At 55.1% G+C, this 20,585-nt stretch carries 17 protein-coding genes and 1 pseudogene; 7 read left to right on the plus strand and 11 right to left on the minus strand.

The window, feature by feature from the left end; all coding sequences use genetic code 11:
- Positions 1-6 precede the first annotated feature (6 nt).
- The 7 genes from dsrP (at position 7) to HG15A2_RS09935 (ending at position 5,957) form a co-directional block, all read left to right on the plus strand.
- Positions 7-1,293: a sulfate reduction electron transfer complex DsrMKJOP subunit DsrP gene (gene dsrP / locus HG15A2_RS09910; protein WP_145060043.1), complete on the plus strand. Its 1,287-nt coding sequence runs from the start codon at positions 7-9 to the stop codon at positions 1,291-1,293.
- The gene (locus tag HG15A2_RS09915; RefSeq protein WP_145060044.1) at positions 1,290-1,580 is read left to right on the plus strand and encodes a hypothetical protein; all 291 of its coding nucleotides are present in this window, start codon (positions 1,290-1,292) and stop codon (positions 1,578-1,580) included. Before dsrP ends, HG15A2_RS09915 begins: the two co-directional genes overlap by 4 nt.
- A 2-nt stretch (positions 1,581-1,582) precedes the next feature.
- Positions 1,583-3,973, plus strand: a complete 2,391-nt coding sequence (locus tag HG15A2_RS09920) for a molybdopterin-dependent oxidoreductase (protein ID WP_145060046.1) — start codon at positions 1,583-1,585, stop codon at positions 3,971-3,973.
- Positions 3,974-4,007: 34 nt separating this feature from the next.
- Complete coding sequence (locus tag HG15A2_RS09925) at positions 4,008-4,862, plus strand: diheme cytochrome c precursor (RefSeq protein WP_145060047.1); 855 nt, start codon at positions 4,008-4,010, stop codon at positions 4,860-4,862.
- The gene (locus HG15A2_RS09930; protein ID WP_145060048.1) at positions 4,855-5,289 is read left to right on the plus strand and encodes a hypothetical protein; all 435 of its coding nucleotides are present in this window, start codon (positions 4,855-4,857) and stop codon (positions 5,287-5,289) included. The genes HG15A2_RS09925 and HG15A2_RS09930 overlap by 8 nt, the downstream gene beginning before the upstream one ends.
- A 279-nt stretch (positions 5,290-5,568) precedes the next feature.
- Complete coding sequence (locus tag HG15A2_RS23915; RefSeq protein ID WP_218932457.1) at positions 5,569-5,724, plus strand: hypothetical protein; 156 nt, start codon at positions 5,569-5,571, stop codon at positions 5,722-5,724.
- Positions 5,721-5,957, plus strand: coding sequence for a hypothetical protein (locus HG15A2_RS09935; RefSeq protein WP_145060049.1), 237 nt, complete (start codon positions 5,721-5,723; stop codon positions 5,955-5,957). Before HG15A2_RS23915 ends, HG15A2_RS09935 begins: the two co-directional genes overlap by 4 nt.
- Here HG15A2_RS09935 and tnpC read toward each other — a convergent pair.
- The 11 genes and pseudogenes from tnpC to HG15A2_RS09990 all read right to left on the minus strand — a co-directional run.
- A pseudogene (gene tnpC, locus HG15A2_RS09940) lies at positions 5,936-7,072 on the minus strand (IS66 family transposase); the annotation flags it as partial. The gene HG15A2_RS09935 and the pseudogene tnpC overlap by 22 nt on opposite strands.
- Before the next feature lie 18 nt (positions 7,073-7,090).
- The gene (locus HG15A2_RS09945) at positions 7,091-7,498 is read right to left on the minus strand and encodes an IS66 family transposase (RefSeq protein ID WP_145060053.1); all 408 of its coding nucleotides are present in this window, start codon (positions 7,496-7,498) and stop codon (positions 7,091-7,093) included.
- Positions 7,499-7,552: 54 nt separating this feature from the next.
- On the minus strand, positions 7,553-7,882 hold the full coding sequence (gene tnpB / locus HG15A2_RS09950) for an IS66 family insertion sequence element accessory protein TnpB (RefSeq protein ID WP_145060054.1): 330 nt from the start codon (positions 7,880-7,882) through the stop codon (positions 7,553-7,555).
- Entirely contained in the window at positions 7,879-8,214 is a 336-nt protein-coding gene (gene tnpA, locus HG15A2_RS09955) for an IS66 family insertion sequence element accessory protein TnpA (protein WP_145060055.1), read from the minus strand. The genes tnpB and tnpA overlap by 4 nt, the downstream gene beginning before the upstream one ends.
- Before the next feature lie 205 nt (positions 8,215-8,419).
- Entirely contained in the window at positions 8,420-9,238 is an 819-nt protein-coding gene (locus HG15A2_RS09960) for a 3-keto-disaccharide hydrolase (RefSeq protein ID WP_145060057.1), read from the minus strand.
- A 119-nt stretch (positions 9,239-9,357) separates the two neighbouring features.
- Positions 9,358-10,530 carry a sialidase family protein gene (locus HG15A2_RS09965; RefSeq protein WP_145060058.1) on the minus strand — a complete coding sequence of 391 codons (1,173 nt, stop codon included), beginning with the start codon at positions 10,528-10,530 and terminating at the stop codon, positions 9,358-9,360.
- Between the two features lie 86 nt (positions 10,531-10,616).
- A complete protein-coding gene (locus tag HG15A2_RS09970; RefSeq protein WP_145060060.1) occupies positions 10,617-12,410 on the minus strand; it encodes a sialidase family protein in 1,794 nt (597 codons plus the stop codon).
- The gene (locus tag HG15A2_RS09975) at positions 12,397-13,626 is read right to left on the minus strand and encodes a sialidase family protein (protein WP_145060061.1); all 1,230 of its coding nucleotides are present in this window, start codon (positions 13,624-13,626) and stop codon (positions 12,397-12,399) included. Before HG15A2_RS09975 ends, HG15A2_RS09970 begins: the two co-directional genes overlap by 14 nt.
- Positions 13,627-13,669: 43 nt before the next feature.
- Positions 13,670-15,943, minus strand: a complete 2,274-nt coding sequence (locus HG15A2_RS09980) for an SGNH/GDSL hydrolase family protein (protein ID WP_145060062.1) — start codon at positions 15,941-15,943, stop codon at positions 13,670-13,672.
- A gap of 83 nt (positions 15,944-16,026) precedes the next feature.
- Positions 16,027-17,436, minus strand: a complete 1,410-nt coding sequence (locus HG15A2_RS09985) for a sulfatase family protein (RefSeq protein WP_218932458.1) — start codon at positions 17,434-17,436, stop codon at positions 16,027-16,029.
- A 185-nt stretch (positions 17,437-17,621) separates the two neighbouring features.
- On the minus strand, positions 17,622-20,558 hold the full coding sequence (locus HG15A2_RS09990) for a sodium:solute symporter family transporter (RefSeq protein WP_145060065.1): 2,937 nt from the start codon (positions 20,556-20,558) through the stop codon (positions 17,622-17,624).
- Positions 20,559-20,585 lie beyond the last annotated feature (27 nt).

Below are 20,585 nucleotides of genomic sequence, written 5' to 3' on the forward strand. Positions count from 1 at the left end.
CTCTGCATGAGTTCATCGAGCACGACCCTTGGACAGCCCAGCGCAGTTGCCGAGCAACTGAAGCCGGAGGTGCGCAACTACCCTCGATTCCTGTTGTGCCTGCTGGGTATCGCTACCGATGGCACGATTTGGTTCTACGCCTGGATGTTCGTGCTGACAGCCGTGTTCCTGGTGGGAGCCAACGCCTGGGCAGTGCAAGTTGCTGATGGCATGATCGTCACACACATGACCGATCACGTCAGTTGGGGCTTGTACATCGCCAACTTTACCTTTGCGGTGGGAGTCGCTGCTGGCGGCGTGATGATGGTCATCCCGGCCTACCTCTATCACAACAAAAGGATGCACGACGTTGTCATCGTCGGTGAGCTGCTCGCTATCGCCGCGATTGTCATGTGTCTCATGTTTGTGACCGCCGATCTCGGTCGCCCCGATAGATTTTGGCACATGCTACCCGGGCTAGGGCGATTCAATTTTCCGTTTTCGATGCTCACGTGGGACGTCATTGTGCTCAACGGGTACTTACTGCTCAACTTGCACATCTGCGGCTATTTGCTCTACATGCGATACCTTGGCCGTCGCCCCAGCCCCAAGTGGTACGTGCCATTTACGATGCTGTCGATTTTCTGGGCAATCTCCATCCATACCGTGACGGCGTTTCTCTATTGCGGACTGGGAGGCAGACCTTTTTGGAACTCAGCACTTCTGGCGCCACGCTTCTTGGCAAGTGCTTTTGTTTCCGGTCCAGCATTCATCATTGTCACACTGTTGATCCTCCGGCGCATCCTGGGAGAACGCATCTCTTACGAGCCCGTACGCATCTTGGTCAACATTGTGCGCGTGACGATGGTAATTAACCTTATCATGGTCGTGTCAGAGGTCTTTACCGAATTCTATTCCGGCGGCAGTCATACCGCTTCTGCCCGCTACTTGTTTCTAGGGTTGCACGGGCATAGTGCGCTCGTGCCGTGGATATGGACGGCCATCATTGGGAACCTAGTTGCCGTTTGTCTGTTTCTATCGCCGATCGTATTCCGTCGCACGGGTGTACTGGTAATTGCTTGTGTCATCGCGTTCATTGCGGCTTGGATTGAGAAGGGGATGGGCCTGATCGTGCCGGGCTTCGTACCCAGCACGCTGCATGAGATTGTGGAGTACCAGCCTAGCTTGATGGAGTGGAAGGTAACGGCCGGCGTGTGGGCATTCGGGCTCATGATCTACACCATAGGTCTCAAAGCGGCTATTCACGTCTTCGCAGAAAGTCCTCACGAAAAGTTAGAGGGGGACGTCGCATGATTAGCGGACTCGTAGCCCATCTGACTGCGGAGGCAGGCCTTGCCCAGGCAACGGTCAGCGCGATTGCCGAGCAACCCAACCTTGAAGTAGGCGTCCAGCAAGAACTGCGGCTACCGTTGGTGCTCGAAACGACCACTTCCGTCGAATCACAAGCAGTGACTGACTGGCTCCATGAGCTGCCAGGTATCACACATGTCGATGTCGCCTTCGTTCATTTGGATGAATGCTCGCCTGAGGAATCGGTACCTGCCTCGCAGGCTACCAGCTGTTCGGAATTGAGGAACTAGAGATGCAACAAGATCGCCGTAGCTTTATTCGTTCGACTGCCATGAGCGCCGCGACAGCAATCGCGTCGGGGACGGGTGCTTTTTCTTTGCCGATCCTCAACGCTGCCGAGACGTCGTCGGTGGAGTGGAACAAAGCGCCTTGTCGATTCTGTGGCACGGGTTGCCATGTGCAGGTCGGCGTCGAGAATGGCAAGGTCGTGGCAGTTGCTGGTGACAAGGATGCCGAGGTCAACAAAGGCCTGTTGTGCGTCAAGGGCTACCACGTCGGCTCAGCACTTTATGGCAAAGATCGCCTCACGCAACCGTTGCTCCGCCGTGGCGATAAGTACGAGGAGATCACTTGGGATCAGGCACTTGATGTGATCGCCGATCGGATCGAAGGAGCGCCGGAGCGATTCGCCTTTTACGGTTCGGGGCAGTGGACCATACCCGAAGGCTACGCAGCCCAAAAGTTCATGAAGGGCGGTTTGGCGAATAACCATATAGACCCTAATGCGAGACTTTGCATGGCTTCGGCAGTCACCGGATTCCTCGCTACCTATGGCGTCGATGAACCGGCGGGCTGCTACGACGACCTCGACCGCTGCGACGTGCTGATCATGTGGGGCAACAATCCGGCAGAGATGCACCCCGTGCTGTTCTCACGAGTCATCGACCGTCGTTCGCGCGGAGAGAAGATCGAACTGATCGACATCGGCACTCGCCGCACGCGCACGACCGAGCAATGTCAGCACTATCTTGAAATGAAAGGTCACGGCGACGTCGCAATCGCTCTCGGCATCGCGCACCTGCTCATCAAGAACGATGCCTACGATCACCAGTTCGTTGAGTCCTTCTGCAATTTCAAATCGCCTGATCCTGAGAACCCCAACCTGCATGGCAAGTCGATCTCCTTTGAGGAGTACAAGCAGTCGCTTGAGCCTTACACGCCCGAATACGTGGAAGAACTCTCCGGCGTGCCTGCTGAGAAGATTCGCATGTTGGCAGACTTGTTCGCCAATCCCGACATTAGAATCACCTCGCTGTGGTGCATGGGGATGAACCAGCACACGATGGGCACCGCCATTAACTCGCTGGTGCACGGAGTCCACTTGCTCAGCGGGCACTTTGGCAAGCCGGGTGACGCACCGACCAGTTTAACCGGGCAGCCTTCGGCCTGCGGTACGGTACGAGAAGTCGGCACATTAGCCCACGCCCTACCGGGAGGGCGTGTCGTGGCTAACCCGGAACATCGCCAGCAGTGCGAAGCATTTTGGAATCTCCCCGCAGGAACGATCAACCCTCAGCCCGGCTACCACACGGTGGAAATGTGGGAGCAGTTTTGTACTCCGTCGGACGAGGGAGGCGACATCGATACCATTTGGGTCCAAGTCACCAACCCAGGCCAAACGCTCCCGAACTTGCGCAAGCTCTTCAATGCCAAGGAAGGCCTCGAGGACAAGTTTCTCATCGTTTCCGATGTCTACCCCACTGCCACGACACGACTGGCCGATTTGATTCTCCCGTCGGCCATGTGGGTGGAAAAGAATGGTGTCGTAGGCAATTCAGAACGTCGCACACAGCAGTGGTTCAAGATGGTTGAGCCCCCCGGAGACGCACGTGACGACACCTGGCAAACGCTAGCCGTGGCCCGGCGACTGTTTGATCGCGGATATGCCGGCATGAGCGATAAAGATGGCCGCTTCCTGTTCGAGGTGGTCGACGAAACGGGCAGCCCGGTTCCCGCTTGGCAGTGGGAGCATTACTACGACGTGAACTTCGATAAGCACTTGTTCGAAGAGTACCGTCAATTCTCACGCCTCAAACACAAAGATCTTGCGCCGTACGACGAATATGTGAAAGCTCGCGGCATGCGCTGGCCCGTTGTCGAGCAGCCCGATGGAAATTGGGAGGAAACGCGTTTCCGCTTTGTCGAGAAAGACGACCCCTACGTAAAAGCGGGAACAGGCATTCAGTTTTACCATTCATCAACTAAAGACGATCGTGCTCAGCTGTGGTTCCATCCCTACGAGCCGCCAGCAGAGGTCCCCGACGAGACCTACCCGTTGATGATGACCACGGGTCGCGTACTTGAACATTGGCACTCCGGTTCGATGACTCGGCGAATCCCAGAACTGAGCCGCGCGATGCCCTCAGCCTACGTCGAGATGAACCCTGACGATGCTCGAGACCGTGACATCCGCAACGGCGATCTCGTGTCCATCCGTTCCCGACGTGGCGAATTGCAACTCCAAGCATGGTTGAACGGCCGCGGCCGACCGCCGCGTGGCACGGTGTTTGTACCGTTCTTCGACGAGACGCTGCTCATCAATGAGCTGACACTCGATGCGGTCGATCCTTTTTCCAAACAGCCGGACTATAAGAAAAGCGCCGTAGAGATTGTGAAAGTCTAGTCCCCCCCTCGAAGCCATACTGTTAAAACCGACCATGTCGTCTTCGCCTAAGCAAATAAACCGTGTGAACGAAGCTGCACCCGCGCCCCCCGGCTTTGCCCAGCGGTATGCTGTGTTGCTTGTTCTCGTGTTGATAGGTACGGCGACGACCGGCTATTTCATCGGACTGACCTCGCCCATGACGGCAAGCAGCGGGCAGCCGTCTCCCACAAGTGTCGCGGTGCATTTAGCCGAACCGGCTCACGCAACCTCGAAGGTTATTCCGGCAACCGCCTACGCAGACATGTCCGCTGTGCGAGCGCAACGATTCCGGCAGCAAGGTTTGCCACTTGCAGCACTACGCAAGCAACCGGAAGACCCGTTTGCTGAAATCGAGATCGATGAATCGAAGAAACTTGACTCGCTTGCTAGTCGTGAAGAGATAAGAGCCTACAACGGTGCTCCTCCTACGGTACCTCACCCGATCGACCAGCTTGACACAGCCGCTTGCATGGCATGTCATGGGGAAGGTCTTAAGAGTGCGAGCTTGCGAGCGAGCAAAATGCCGCACCCGTACTATTCGAATTGCACGCAGTGCCACGTCGAACAGCAGGCGAACTTTGTCTTCGCTTCTGCAGTATTTGAAAACAGCTTCACGGGATTGAAGGCACCGACAAGCGGAAGCCGTGCCTACACGGGTGCTCCGCCGGTGATTCCGCATAGTACGTGGATGCGCAATGACTGCCTGAGCTGTCATGGACGTGTTGCCGCCCCTGGAATGCAATCGACGCATCCTTGGCGAGCAAACTGTTTGCAATGTCACGGTGAATCGTCACAACTCAATCAAGATAAGTTCGAGGAAATCCCTCAGTTCCTGGCAGTCCCTGTACTCTTGGACATCAATGAGTAACCAGCAACCACAAATGTCGCGACGCGATTGGTTTCGCCTACGCAAGCCTGTTGCCCCTCCCAAGCCGCATACGAAACTCGGCGACCAGCCACAAATCCCCCTGGCAGCTGCCGAGGAGCCTGTGAATCATGGCGGTGTGGATCTTTCCGCGCTACCGCCCATGCACGAGGCTTTGCTCAACGCGGGCGAAGTCACATCGTTATTCTCAGATCTAGCTCAACATGCCACCGCTGTGCAACTCATCACGCGCCGCGGTGCCGGGGTTACACCTGACCAGTCGGAAAAGCTCGCTGCCGCCCGAGATCAATTGCTCGACGGCACGGTTCGTAAACTCCAAGTTCGATACCAGTGGGACAGTTCGCGCTGGATCGATACGCTAGAACGCCGGCCAGACGGTTTTCGATTGGTTAGAATTCAGCATGTTTAGTCTGGGCTCAGTCACGTTTGGCGATGCCGTATCAACAACGATTGGTTAGGCACCTCGTCAACACTCCAGAAGTAGTCGAATATTGAAAGTGTCCGTTCCGCGAATGGCACTCCTGTTAGCAGCGTCAACGCCGGAGCAGCCCTCAATTCGAAGCTGGGAGCTTTACAGAAAGCGCAACGAGAAGCCGTTCGTATTCGCCAACTCCCCGACGGACGAGTACGCTACTATAACGCAGAGCGCGCGCCGAGGACGCAAGGTCCAACTCGTGGCATTGCGTATGTGACTGAGTGGGACCCGGCTACTGGACGCGTTCGTTCTTGGGCGGAGAGCTACGATCACACGGGCAACGTGACTCGTGTGCATCCCAAGATGATCAATGGCCAGCAGATCATCGGCCCACATTATCCACCGACGGGGAGCGAACTGGGGCAATGACATACACTGATCAACAATTTGGCACTGAGTTGCTGGCGGAACTCGACCAGGGTTACGATCCGTTACGGATTGCTCGATGGGCGGACCGCGTGTTTTTCAACACGCACAACGCCGAATGCTCGCCTGCCGTCAGAGAAGCTCTTACTGACATCTTCACGATGCAAGAGGGAGAAGAGTTTTACATTCCCGAAGCGGAACTGCGAAAACGTGCTCAGGAGTTCGCCTCTTCGTGATGTGTCATCGGCTCCGCTGCGTCCTCACGTTTCCACTCGTCCGGCAGGAACTGTTTCAAGTCGCCGTTGTGCGTTGTACCGATCTTGGCCAAGACACTGGTGAGGTAGCGCTGTGGATCGACTTTGTGCTGTTCGCAGCTAACGATCAGCGACCAGAGCCTGGCGTGGTTCTCAGCGGCCGCGTCGTTACCCGCGAAGAGCCAATTCTTGCGCCCAATGGCGACGCGCTTGAGCGTCCGCTCGCTGGCGTTGTTGTCGATGTTGAGGTAACCTTGCGTGGTGTACGTGGTGAGTGCTTGCCACTGGTTCTGCGCGTAGGTGATCGCTTTGGCCATCGGACTACGTGGTAGCACGAGCTCTTGCTCGTTGTCGAGCCAAGTCTTGGTGCGGTCGAGCACCGGCACACTACGCTCTTGGCGCAGAGCTAAACGTGTCGCGTCGTCAGCGTCCTTCACTTCACGCTCGACGGCGTACAACTCGGCGATGAGCGCGAGCATCTGCACAGCCCGCTCTTCGTCGGAGTCCTGCGCATCGTAAAACTTCCTGCGCGCATGCGCCCAGCACGCAACTTCCGTCACGTTCTGCGAATGATAGATGCCGTCGTAACCACCGTAGGCGTCCGCTTGCAAGTAGCCTGAGTATCCTGCCAGCCACTTCGCCGGGCCATCGCGTGAGCGACTAGGCGTGTAGTCGTAGACGATGTACGGGTTGGCCTCGTCGCCCCAATAGCACCAGATGCGGCCCTTGCGACACTGTTTCGCTCCGTGTGACTGGATCGGCACGACCGTGTCGTCGGTGTGAATAACTTTCGACTGGCGAACTCGCTCGATCATCAACTCGACGAGTGGAGTCACAAGCTCCCCGGCACACCGCATCCAGGCACACATCGTGCTGCGGGCAATATGCACCTTCTGCCGCTCGAAGATGCGTTCCAGTCGATAGAGGGGCAGATGATCGCCCAGCTTGCTGGTGATCACGTGTGCCAGCAGGCTGGGCCCCGGCAGACCTTTCTCGATGGGCTGCGGAGGTTTTTCAGCCGTGGCGATGTTTGGGTTGTAGCCGTCGTGGTCGCACTTGCTGCAAGCGTACTTGTGGCGAATGTGCTTGAGAACTTTTAAGCTGGCCGGGAAGCATTAACGTTGCTCGCTGATCTCGGCACCGATCCGGCAACGCTCATTCCCGCAAGCTGGGCACACTTTACTATCGAGATCGTGTTCGATCTCTATTCGCTCTAGATGCTCGGGCAGTTGCTGGCGACCGTGCTTGTCGCGGTTCTTGACCCGACGAGTGACGAGCGGTTCGCCCAACTCGTCTTCGAGGCTCGCCTGATCGAGGTTGGCTCCGTCAATGCGTTGACCAAACAACAGCAGTTGTCGCGGATCGAACTTCTCCGAGCGAGGACCGTAGTAACGTCGCAGGATGGCAGCGACTGCCGCCTTGACTGCGGCATCAATTTCGCCTCGATGTCGCTCTTGCTGCTCAAAGATGATTCGCTTGAGTGAGGCGACATCGTTCGGCAGTTCTTCCATGGCAACCGTCATGCAGCCCGTTGTAACGCATGATGCAGGACACGCAAGACGAGTTCTCAAAAATGTTCACGCACACTTACGCTGCGCAACACTCATCCCAGAGAGTAACTTGATCAGTTGCTCGCAACTGATCTCGAAGGCAGGTTTATTGCTGCGTGGGAACTGAAACTCGCCACGCTCCAACCGCTTGTAGTAAATCGCCAGCCCATCGCGATCCCACCACAGCACCTTCACCAGGTGACCGCCCTTATTACGAAACACGAACAGACTTCCCGAGAGTGGATCGTGACCAAGAAACGAGCGGACCACTTCCGCCAGCCCATCAAACGACTTGCGCATGTCCACCGGCGTGGTGGCGATCCAAACCTGCACGTTCTGAAGGTCGGTGGCAATCATGACCCGCCTCGCGATTGCAACGCCTGCACGAGTTGAGCCACCCGCTCGGTAGGAAGCGATTGCGGTAGTTGCAGTTCCAGGCCACTCCCCAGCATTAGAACAAGCGGTTCATCCCGGTCAGCAGCGCCATTGATCACGGCTGGCACGAAGGCAGGCTGAGTGTCGACACCCTTGTCGCGGTCACTGATCGTTCGCCGCCAAGCGTAGAAGGCCGATTCTGCGAGTTGCTCGCGTCTACAGAACTCACGGACACTCAGCCCGCTCGCAGCAAACTGATGCAGAGCCTTTCGCCAGGCCGCCTCTTTCACGGGGTCTCGTTGCTTGTTCGCCATCGCTGCTCTCTGCGGTGAGAAAACCAGCAGCTTGACGCTTCACCCGCTCAGTAAGAAGATGTGTTTAGCGGAACGGACACAAATTGACAAGGGAGAAGTATTAGGGTTGATGGGCCCCAACGTCGCCGGGAAAACCACGCCAATTCGCATCCGAGCGCGGCTTCAGTTCTGCTTCGTTGTTCTTACAACTGGAAGAAGGAGCAGCCTAACTCTCGGTGTTGTTGGGAACGAACCATCCTGCTTTATCGTCCAACGGCCTGATCCATACGTTCCGGAATCGGACCTGAGAATCATGGTCTTGCAGGTAGAGCGGACCGGTCTCCTCAAGTAATATCTGTTGATTCACTTTGGCTGTGTAGGGCGATACTTTGAAGGTCATCGGCGCGTACTTGGAACGTGGCTCGGCGAACTCAGTTTTGTGTTGCACGAGCACTCCATTGAGCAGCGCCGTAACCCTACCCGACTTTATGACTTTGCCAGTCTTGTCTCGCCGAGGGGCAGTGAACAAGACATCGTAGGTTTGCCATTTGCCAGCGGATTTACCTGCGTTGACGAGCGGTGCTGCTATTCCATACAGGGCGCCGATCGTAAGTTCTGGGGACTCCGCCTTTTCTCGCGAGGCGTAGATTTGCAATTCACAGATGCCATGCAGATAGAGCCCGCTGTTGCCATGTTTCCGGTCTTTTCTCGGCAGGAGAAACTCGACGTGTATCTGGGCGTCCCGGAAATGATAAGTGGTCCACACACCGCGATTTGTCCGCTGGGCACCGGGCACGACGAGTTCGTTGTGCTCGATCAGCCAGTCACAGGGCGTGCCATCGCATTTCAGCAGTTTGTCCGTGTCGCTGCCGTCAAAAATAACGACAGCGTCAGAAGGGGCCGCATTATCAGACACATTGACGACAGGCGTCTCAGCAGCAATTGCTGAGGATTGAAGAAAACTGTGTACGACTGTTAGCGCCGTAAGAATGACAATGCCAGCTGGCAGAATTCCCGACGAAACAACGGGTTGCTTGTAAGACATAAAGATCTTGCCTTTCTAAAATGATGGGTGCTCAGTGGATGTACGCGCGTTGGTGAAGGAAACAGGGCAGGAATTTCAAATCGCTAGGGTTGCGATTTTCGCCACATTCACACGAGAGCCTAATCTAGCCAGTCCGGCTCGCAGATTGCCAAGACCAGACGTTTGTAGTCGTCTGCTTCGTAGAGGCATCCGATACGCCCATCGGGCAAAATAACTAGGCATGAGTAGGCGCTCGAACCGGGGTAAATTTGCTGGGCGGCCGGCCAACTCTTGCCCTCGTCGAAGCTGGCGCGGAGCGTCATATTCTTACGGCCCTTCTTGCTAGCCGGATTGGAAAACAAGAGAACGCCTGGTCGGTCGCCGTCTGCCCAACGATAGCGGCGAATGCTTGCCTGACAAATCGGTTCGATCAATTCTTTGGCAGGCCGTTGATCTTCCCAGGTCTTTCCGCCATCGTCACTGAAAGTGACTTGACGGGAGTGTATACTGCGGTCGTAATTCCGCATATTGAGCATCAATCGGCCTTGGGGAAGTTCGACGACTTCGCATTCGTTCTCCTTGCCGCCGGAGGAGGAGCCTCCAAGCTGCCACGTTTTGCCGTGGTCGTCGGAGTAGATGACGTGCGAGAAGTAATCGTTTGGCGCCTTGTCAGGTGTCTTGTGGTCGCAGGGTATGACAAGTCGTCCGCAATGTTCCCCGTGCTCTATTTGAATCCCAGCGCCCGGTCCAGTGGCATACCAGGTCCAGTTTTTGTTCTTCACTTCGGAGGTGATTTCGCGAGGTTTGTCCCAAGTTTTGCCGTTGTCTTTCGAGCTCGTCAAGAAGACTCGTCGGGAGTCAGCACCAAATCCTGGCGCAATTTTTTTCTCGCCGATCTTTCCGGAATTCCAAGTCATTGGTAACCAGATCACGCCTGTTTCGCGATCGACGACAGGGCAGGGATTCCCACAGGTGTTACCCGCATCGTCCCAAATCACTGTCGCATCTGACCAGTTCTTGCCTCCATCGGTGGATCGCTTGAGGAGGATATCGATGTCTCCAGCGTCTGATCGGCTATGCTTTCGCCCCTCGCAAATAGCCAACAACGTTCCATCTTTGGCGACGACGATCGCAGGGATGCGATAGGTGTCGTAAGCCCCCTCGCCGCTGACGAACAGGTCGGTCTCTTCGCAATTGGCCACAGGTGCAGCCTTAGCAGCCAACGCTAGCGAGGCGACAAATGATGTCAGTAACACCAAGGATAGAGTGAATGTCAACAACAAGTGCTGACGGCGTTTGAGGACATACTTCATAGTGTTTCTCCGTAGTCGGATTTCGGTTTGAAGGAAATAGGTCAGTCAATAGCAACAGGGTGTGCTCGCTGTTTCCGTCCAACGAGCTATTCAGGATTCACTGCGGCGCTGCAAATGCGTACGAAGTCGATCTCGCCATAGAATTGCTTGTCGCGACCATGATTGAACGCCCCAATGAGGAGATCGCTGTCGTTACTGAGATCGTCGTGGGTCACATCATCCTGGCGGGCTGCCAGACGGTCGTCGACGTAGAGGCGCAGCTGCCAATTCGCTGTGTCTCGGACGGCCGCTACATGATGCCACTTACCATCGTTCAGCTGCTTGCCTCCTAAGATGCTCACAACGCTTTCGCCGTCGGACACAAGAAATTTTGCTTGCCCGCCTTCAAGTCGAAGCCAGTACGAAGGCGAGTTGGGGCCTTTGTCTTTGCTGATGAGCGCCCCCTGTTTCTTGCTCCTTTTTTTCGAAGTGCGAAAGGTAATCTCCAGCGTAAAGCTGTCTTCATTCTCAAAGTCGAATATTTGGTACTCTTCGTCGCAGAGTCGAACGAATTCACCGGGGGCGTTGAACTGCCAAGCCATACCGTCAGTTCCAACTGCGTCGCTAGTCGTCCGCTTGAGATAGCCCTCAACCTTTGCGGAAAGCGGGCGTCCTCGGGTCGATTGAATTGCTCCCTGTTCAGGCGGTTGTGCAAAATCGAACTGCACTTGCGTAGGGTCGTCGAGCCAGCCTGCAGGCCAGGAGGCGAATCGTATTCGTTCGTAGCGATTTTGGCATCCATGCTCATAGAGTAAGCCAGCCGCCCCGTCGTTTAGTTCCACGAGGTCGCTATAGGCTGAGGGTCCGCGGTGGATCAGTTTCCCTTTGTTCCATGTTTTGGTCTCATCAAAGCTACTGCGAACGGTCAGCTTGCGACGAGCATTTGTATGTGCAGGATTGGAAAACAGTATCTCGTTGTGGTCGTCTCCTTCATCGACGGCTGCGACCCGCAGTACCGATCCTTGAACTCGAGGGTCGATTAATTCCGCAGCAAGTCCCGTATCGGGGAAAGTAGCGCCGTCATCGCGACTGTAGGCAATTACCCGCTGGCGTTCGTGCCCGCCGCGATTACGGCTATTCAGTTGGATGCTGCCGTCAACCAGCTCAACCGCAACGCTCTCGCTAGGACGCATGTTTTTCGCTGATTCGACCCCATCGCCGCGTTGCCAACTCTCTCCACCGTCGTCGCTAAACACGGCAAAAGCTCCGTTGCTGCTCGGTCCATTCTGAACGGCACCGACAAGGAGTCGTCCGCGATGCTCGCCGCGGGTAAGTTGGATGCCGTGGGCCGGCCCGAAGGCGAGCCATCGCCAGTCGGGTCGCTTGACTTGAGCAGTGATCTCAACGGGGTTCGTCCAGCTCTTTCCGTGGTCGTCACTGTAATTTACCCAAGCTGTTCGCGTGCTTTCAGCGAGCCCCGCCTGAATCTTGCCTTGTCCATCCTCAGCAAGATTCTGATTGGTCAGCATGACGACTCGACCCGTGCTGCGATCGACAATCGGCGAGGGATTGCCGCTCGTGTGTGGTCCGAAGTCTGTGGCGATAATCAGCGGTCCCCAAGTTTGCCCTCCGTCGGTGCTGCGTTTGAGAACCACGTCAATGTTCCCCGTATCGGCAGCACTGTTCTTGCGTCCTTCGCAGAATGCCAATAAGGCGCCGTCGGCTGCGCGTAGAATGGCCGGTACGCGATAGGTATGATAACCATCCTCGCCGCTTTCGAAGACCGTGACCTCCCGGAGAAGCTGACCGTAGACTGGCCTCGCAAGAAAACATGTCGCTAACAGAGCGAAACAGACTAGAAATGGCGACGGTCGAAAACGCTTTCTGTTACGGAGTATCATTTTCGTTACTCCCTTCGAGCAGCCAGGCCAGATTGAACTTTGCAAAGGTCAAGTATTTCGGTGCAAATTCCCCTGGGTCGTCATCGATGCCGCCCCGTTCGTAAACGCAGTAAATCATCCCCTCTTTGTCGCGGGCCAATTGGCTATATCCTGTGCGGCCCGAGTCGAGAACCCGAGAGACTGGCCACGTCTGGCCGTCGTCGTTACTTAACCGAATGGTCAAATTCTCGCGACTTCTTGCCTTCCACTTCAAAAGCTGCTCTTCATTCGCACTGCTATCGGGATTGCTGAAAATCAATTGACTCGGCGAGTAACGCAATAAGCCCGCCTGACAGATGGGGTCAAACAACTGCTCATCGTAAGCGGGCTCCGTCCAACCCGCGGCGCCATCGCTGCTGAAGCTCACTGCCCGTCGATACTGTGGCGACTCGTTTCGAAGATGGGCCATCACTCGCCCATCGGAGAGTTCCATCAGCACCGTTTCGCTGGGGTTGCTGATAGCGTCTCCATCCCGCGCCACTACCTCGCCGGCGTGCCAAGACTTCCCGCGATTATCGCTATAAACCGTTGTGACAATCGAAGGGCGATGACGATGTTCCAACGCTAGCCACACGGGCACAACAAATCGCCCTTTGTGAGCGCCCTGTTGCAGCACAATTCCAGGGCTCATGCCAGGAGCGACAACGGTCCAGTCGTAGCCTTCCCGCTCGCGATAGGTCTTGAAGACCTTCGTGATCTCATGCGGGGCAGACCAACGTACGCCGTCATTGGTGCTCGTCCGCCAATAAACCCGTTCGTAATTGATAGCGTTCATTAAGTGGAGCTTGCCGGTCTTGCTATCGACAATGAACGTGTTGTTGTGGACGGTATTTATGCCGTCATCGACAATCGTTCTGGGGGCTTTCCACGTCTTTCCGCCATCGGTACTGCGGCGAATTATGGTGTCGATGTCCGACCAGTCGCCAGCGCCATCCTTGCGCGCCTCGGTAGAAACAAGTACAGTTCCCTTAGGACTGATCAGAATCGTAGGCACACGGTACGTCAGATAGCCGCCCTGGCCTCCCTCAAAGAGGTCGATCTTCGTGAAGAAAGGCTTTTCCTGTTCAGATTCTGCTTGAGCTGCCTGAGTCAGCGCTGCTAATGCGAAGACCCCGAAGCTCCAATTCGCTATGAGCCTCCACTTGGATTGCAGAATTTTTCGGTCAGGACTTGTCATGGGTTTTTCCCTAGATAGATGAGGTATTGCATGACTGTCTATGTCATTCTGGAGTCGGCTTAGCACAAGTCGCCTGCGTGAAAAACCAGTCGCGCGGGATCACTGCGCATTGCAGTGAAAGCGAGGGCCTTTTTCTCTCCCATGCCGGTCGGGCTGCTGAATAAGTGACGATCGCATTGCCCGCTTGAGTAAACGTGCAGTCCAGGTTAGTGAACTCGGCATCGGTGGCCGTCTCGATATCGCCGATGTGTTCCCAATGCACTCCGCCGTCGTCGGACCTTGCCGCGGAGAGAGGAGTACGCTCGCCAAAGTGATGGTGGCCTTGCTGGTATTCGCTGCCATTCCAAAACAGAACTAAAGTATTCGTTCCGGGAATCCGGCGTAGGCACGTCGAGGATTCTGGACCAACCAGTCCGCTCGGTTGGGCTGCGGTCCAGTTCTCTCCTCGATCGTACGAACGCGTAATGAACGGTCCACCCAATTGAGTGCGAAGCGACATAACCAATTCGCCGTCTACGAGCTCAGCGAGAGACGCTTCCATCGCTCCGCGCATCGGCAGAACGATTGTTCCCTCTGAGCGATGCCAGGTGCGGCCTTGATCGTCGCTGATCATGCACCAAGCGTCATTCTTCTGATTCCCTTGCGTGCCAGTTCCGCCGTGTATGCCAAAAATCAACCGTCCACTTTCAAGCAATAGCAATTGGGAGTTGCCGCCTTGCAGCCATTGTCCTTTGCTTTTCTCCCAGAGCGACTGGTCTAATTCCCATATTTTCCCATCGTCGCTCGAGCGATAGAGTTTCATCGAAGTACTTGCTCTGCCGTGGGCATGATTGGCGAGCATGAGGAGCTCTCCATCGGTCAAGCGACAAAGAGCCGGCGCCTGGACGTTGATGTCTTCTTTATCGGAAGTGACGATTTCGCGGGCTTCCCCCCAGGTCTTGCCTCCGTCTCGCGACTCTTGCGACCAAATCGTACAGTCGCCGAAATCACTTCCTCCATGCTCGCTATCGCGAAACCGATGGTAAGCCATCAGCAAATGGTCTGGTTCGATCTCGACGACAGAGGCAGTGTCCGAGCGAGGAACGTCCTTGCGAGCTTGCTCAATTGTCACGCGCTGGATCGCGCCATTGGAGAAATCGTGAGAGAGGATCTTGGCAAACTCTTTCCGAAGTACGGTCGCCTGTCGCATAAAACCAAGGTCGGTTGGATGAGAACTGTCGATGGTTGCTTCCCCATCGTTGCCCAGGAGCTGGCCTCCTTTGACGTAGAAGAGGCGTTTGACTCCCTCAGCTTTCAGCCGCTTGTATGCTTCGCGATACGCTTGACGATTGGTGAGGTTTGTTACTCTCCGGCCCTCTACCAAAAACGAATTGCCGTAAGTACGATCTTCCACCATGAGGATGGGAGTCGCCGGATGACTTTTCCGCAGCCGATGAATGAATGGCTCTGTTCTCTCCGTCAATTCAGACGCATTCATGTTAGGAAGGCAATCCAACACATAGACGGCCGGGTCGAGTTCGGAGAGTAACTCAGCAAGTTCCGGTTCCATTTCACCATTTCCGGAAAAGCCAAGATTGAGCACCGGGTATCCTAGCTGCCGCCCAAGAATCGCAGGATGACACATGCCAGGTCGCGAGGCCGATCTCCCTTGAGTAATCGAAGTTCCGTAGAAAAGAATCGGCTTCTGTCGATCGTCGCGTCTTGCCGGGGCTTTCTGCAATTGCGCCGCTTTCGGAATCCCAAGCTCTAAGGACTGAACGCCGTTGTAGAGAGGAAAGTATAAAAGGTACTCTCTTTTTTCCTTGGGGATTCCTCGCGTCAGGACGACGCTTGTGGTTTTTCCTTTCGGTGCGCCAATCCCCAGCCAGTGCCAGTCTCCTGAATTCGTTTTGACATATAAATCCAAGCCACTGGCGCCGGTCGCAGTCATATTGGCAGGCGCCAGTTGGTCGAGGGTGAGCGTCCACCGAGCGCGGAGTTCCGTCGCATCGGTAACGAACCGTACGCAGACGCCCGCCGACTGTTGAGACAACCTCCAAACCTTGCTGCGAACCTTTTTTTCTGCTTTCGCTGGCAAACGATCGAAGGGCGATTTGGTATCCGACCAGCCCATTCCTTCGATATCCAGGAGATGAACGTCGTACCAAGCCGTGTCGTCTTTGGAGTCGGGAGTTGCCAATTTTGGATCTACCGGCTCGCCTGCCGCGTACACGTGCGATGCAAAGAGTACAAGGCATACAATCGCTTGGGCAATTCTTGGAAAGTAAGTTGCGAGGGAATTGCAAGTATCTGAGTAGGGCCGCCGTTTGGTATTCATAATCCTTGGAACCTCTCCTGGATGATTAGGAACAAAAGCTTGCAAGGAAATAGGGTCAGGGCTTCGCCGAGCTGTCATGCTATTCACTTTTTCGTTTCAGAATTATTCTTCGATTGGAGGTTGCTGAAGAAATAGTCTTCATAGGTCAACTCCACCCGCTCTTTTTGCGGGTTGCCATCGACCATGGAAGCGTCGATCTGCTCCTTTAATCGCTCCAGATTATCTCGGTTTAAAAGGGGGTCGTTTGTCCTATGACGCCAGGCGTCGAGTTTCGACTTCAATTCGTCGAGCACCGGAGACTGCTCAGCAACTGTCGACAAATCCTCGAATTCGTAGGGATCACTTTGCAGATCATAGAGCTCGTATTTCGGGGGCGACTTCATAAGCTGATACGCTGCTCGAACAATAGGCGAAGCAGAATCAAGCTCATTTGCCAATTCGGGGATGAAATGATTAGCGGTAAAGTCGTAACCCGGGTTTTCTCTTCCAGCCATCAAGTTGTGGACCAATTTATAGCGGGCGTTGCGGACGGTGCGTTGCGGATAATAATTGTGAGCCGAATGCGTGTGAAACTCCGTATACAGATACTGTCGCCACTGGGTCTCCTCGTCTCGCAAGAGCGGCAAGAGTGAACGTCCAGGAAGATTGGCAATTGGCTCGGCTTTCGCCGCAGCTAAGATCGTGGGCATCAAATCCAAGGTAGAAACAAGCTCTTCTCGAACTTGTTGAGTTAGAATCCTCCCAGGCCAACGAACAATCAGCGGAATGCGGACGCCTCCTTCGTAGGAAGTGCGTTTGCCGCGCAGAAGGTCGGCGCCATGATCGCCGAGATAAATGACCAAAGTATTGCCGGCCTTTCCCGAACGCTGCAAGGCTGCCAGCAGTTGACCAATCAACGCATCAAGGCGGCTCATGCTATTGTAATAGCTGGCTGTTTCTGCTCGCAGAGCAGACGAATCGAGCCCCATGTAGGCCAGCGGCTTAATATCTTCTGCTTTTAAGGGGTGCTTAGGCAAACCAGCGACGGAGTCGAGGAAGGGTCGATGTGCGTCGGGATAGTTGACGGAGAGAAAAAAAGGCTTGTCCCCCTGTTGGAAGAATTCATTGGCATATTTCGCGTAGTCGCCTAGTTTCTTCCGTTTGAAATTCGACGAGGGAATCTTATGGACGTCAAATGGAAAAGCCGACTCTGGTTTGACGTGTAGCTTGCCAATCATGCCAGTGTGATATCCGGCAGCTTTGAGGCTCCGAACCAGATTAGGCGCATCCTCGCGATACATGTGAAACTTCCAGGTGGCCAGGCCGATCTGTCCGTTCTGATGGGGATAGAGCCCGGTCAGTAAGGCTGCCCGCGACTGGCTGCAACCTGCCTGCGGAACGTACGCATTCTGGAATCTCACGCCTTCTTCAGCAAGTTTGTCGAGGAAAGGCGTATGGACGTAAGGATCGCCGTAACAGCCAAGCTCAGGCCCATTGTCTTCAGAGACGATCATTAAAACATTGGGGCGCTGAACCGCATGGCTTTGGGCCGCGATTAAGCACAACAGAAAAACACAAGTAGTCACATGCTTGCAGTAAACAAGTAGGGAGCATTTCCTTGCCGAAAAAATGCCTAGTGGCAAGCCATTCGAGAGTAGTGGCCTCTGCATCAGTTTGGTTAAAGTGCGGGAACAGTTCATTAATAGCTCTCTTTAGAACTGACTACGGTCTGGGAGGATTGCGGAAAGACGTAAGATGCCAACAAGCCGACTGCTAAGCAGGAGCCTACCGAAATCGCTCCGTAAAGCAGACCGTTCGCGCTGGTTGAAGTTTGTACATAGGCCAGCAGCGCGACGCTGGCGATGGCTCCCAACCAAGCGTGTACCGTGTTGACTCGTTTGGTGAGAATTCCCAGCGAAAACAATCCCCCGACTGTTCCCAAGAAGAGTCCAAGAATCGATTGAAAGAGATCCCATAAGAAGCGGATATCGACGGTCGACATCAGCATGGCAGACGCCGTCCCAAGGATTCCCATGAGAAGTGTGATCCAACGAGCAAAACGAAGCGACTGCGCGGGGGTGCGGCGCTGACCAAAGCGGTCGTGAAAGTCGGTCGTCACAACGGTAGCGGCAGAGTGCATGCTGGAGTCAAGGCTTGACATGGCTGCGGCAAATACGCCGGCGATGACCAGACCCGCCAGGCCGGGCGGCAACTCTTGGGCGATGAACCAAGGGAATATCTGGTCTGGTTTGCTGAGTGGAACCAAATTTATAGGGTGTGTTCGGTAGAAGGCCCAGAGTGCCGTTCCTACGAAGAAAAACAGCAGTGTCGCCGGGATGCACATTAGAGCGTTTGTCCAGATGGCTTTACGAGCCTTGGCTTCATCGCGAACGGTCAAATAGCGTTGAATGATTGCCTGATCGCTCGTATACGGAATGAGATTAAGGAAGAACGCTCCCAACAATACCACGAGAATGCCGTCGTTAGACCAGCTCAAGTCGTGGAAATGTGCTTCGCTAACGATGTCAAATTTTCCTTCTGCAGAAGCCATCTCCATAATTGCCGGCAAACCGCCGTCCACATCGAAGGAGATTACTGTTAAAGCCGCCGCTGCGCCGCCCAGTAGAACAATCACTTGCACTACATCGGTCCAGATGACGGCTTCAATGCCTCCTAGGACCGTGTAAAGGGTGCTTAACACTCCCATGGCGACAATGCTCAAAGTCAGATCGATACCAGTGACCGCAGAAAGAGCCAGCGCCGGCAGCAAAACCACCACTCCCATGCGGACAAGTTGGTACAGAATAAATGAGACGCTGCCAAACAATCGTAGACTGACGTGAAATCGTTGTTCGAGAAAATCATACGCACTTGCCGCCTGCACCTGAAGAAGTTTCGGTAGGTAGACGAGTATCACGACCCCAGCGACAACTGGGATCCCAAAATTAATCAGGGACCAACTCCAATTCGTGGCATAGCTGCGAGCGGGAATCGAAAGATACGTGATCGCGCTGAGCGAAGTTCCGAAGATACTGATTCCGGCCGCCCACCAAGGAATGCGACCGCCGCCAAGGAAAAAGTCATCTTCACCCGACTCGCGTCTTGAAAAGACGAATCCAATGCCGACCAGAATGCCAAGATACAACGCCAGAACGATCCAATTAGCTCTACCGAAGCTGCGGTGAGCATCTCCGAGAACTGCTGACCAAACTTCTGGGGTCCGAACGCCCGGATACCTCTCGCCAGTTGGAATGACAATCTGGCGGTTCCAACGCACCACGTTGGTCGTGACGGGACTCGAAAACGGCAATTGAGAGCTGTTGGCCCAACTGTCGGTAATGATGTTATACTGCAGGATATCTTTACTGAAGCCTTCGTGATCGTCGTAGAGGGCATTTGCCTTTTGCTGAAGCTCTTCTGCAAGCGCGTCATCCCCCCCTTCTGTCGCTTGTGCGATCTTCCTGGGCAGAACCTGCTCGCCCTGCAGGAAAACGTCGCCGCGGGCGCCGCCAAAGACCAGCACGGTATCGTGCCCAACCCCAATTCCTGTGCCAGCCATGACGCATCGAGGGTCTTCACCAGGAGGTGCAATGTCGGTCAGCCTAGTCCATCCATTGCCGTAGGAAGCAAAGTTGATTTTCTCGTTGCTGTACGACTTGGCGCGCGTCAACTCTCGAGCATAAGCGTGCGGGTCAAAGGCATGTGCGTCCGTGAGGATTTCGAAGCCACGCCCGTCTTGGCGATTCCGCCCACTGAATAAGAAGAACCTATCAGCTTGAACGACGCCAATTGCTTGCGAGCGTTGCGGACCGTTCCAGCTTGGAAGCTCTTCCCACGCCCATGATGCGGCGGAAACCGCCTCGGGATCGAGACTTAAGCGCAGGAACTGGCTACTGCCGCCTTCTCCCGTATCACCGCCAGCGAGATAAACATAGTTGCCGATCCGGCCTCCGCAGGCAGCGGTCGTTCCTCGTGGAAGCTTAGGTAAGGGAAATCGCTGACCGTCGCGTTCCCACTCAGTCGAGAGAGTGACAGATTCGTCTTCGCGATTCCACTGTAGCAAATAAACTTGGTCGGAGCGGAGTGTCTTCGATGGCGCCTCGGCGTTATCTTCTGTTCCCGAATCGCCGACGCTATGCTCTTGCCATTCGCCACCGATACAGAGCAGTCCTTGATCGGTTGAGACGGCGACGCCATAGGCCATTGGGCCGCTAAGAGTTTGCTTTACTTCTAGCCATCGGCAGTTGCTTACTTCACCGCCGAGTTGCTCTGAATCGGGCTCCACTGAAAGTGAATCCTGGCTGAAACTTCCAGATTCACCGCTTAGCAGCACATAAATGCGGTCGCTATATTGTTTCAGCGATTTCTTGCCGTCGGCGGTGGGATGCCAAGGCACTCCGTCCGGAAAGTTGGCTCCGCCTGCCACGATCAGAGCATTGCCATCGACTCCCGCAAATGCCCCCGCAACTCCAAGCGGGTCTGGAAAGTTTGGCAGCCGATTCCAATCGAGGTAGCCTAGCGGTTGGCTGCCTTCGACAGCGGCGCTTGCCGAATCCGTCGCCAAGAATTGCATGGCTAGCAGTGCAAGAAGCAGAATTCGTTTCGTAACGACCGAAATGGCTTGCGAACTATCCATGGAAATACCGTGCTACGTGATTGCGTC

Origin of the sequence: Adhaeretor mobilis, assembly GCF_007741515.1 — a bacterium.
GTDB classification, from domain to species: domain Bacteria; phylum Planctomycetota; class Planctomycetia; order Pirellulales; family Lacipirellulaceae; genus Adhaeretor; species Adhaeretor mobilis.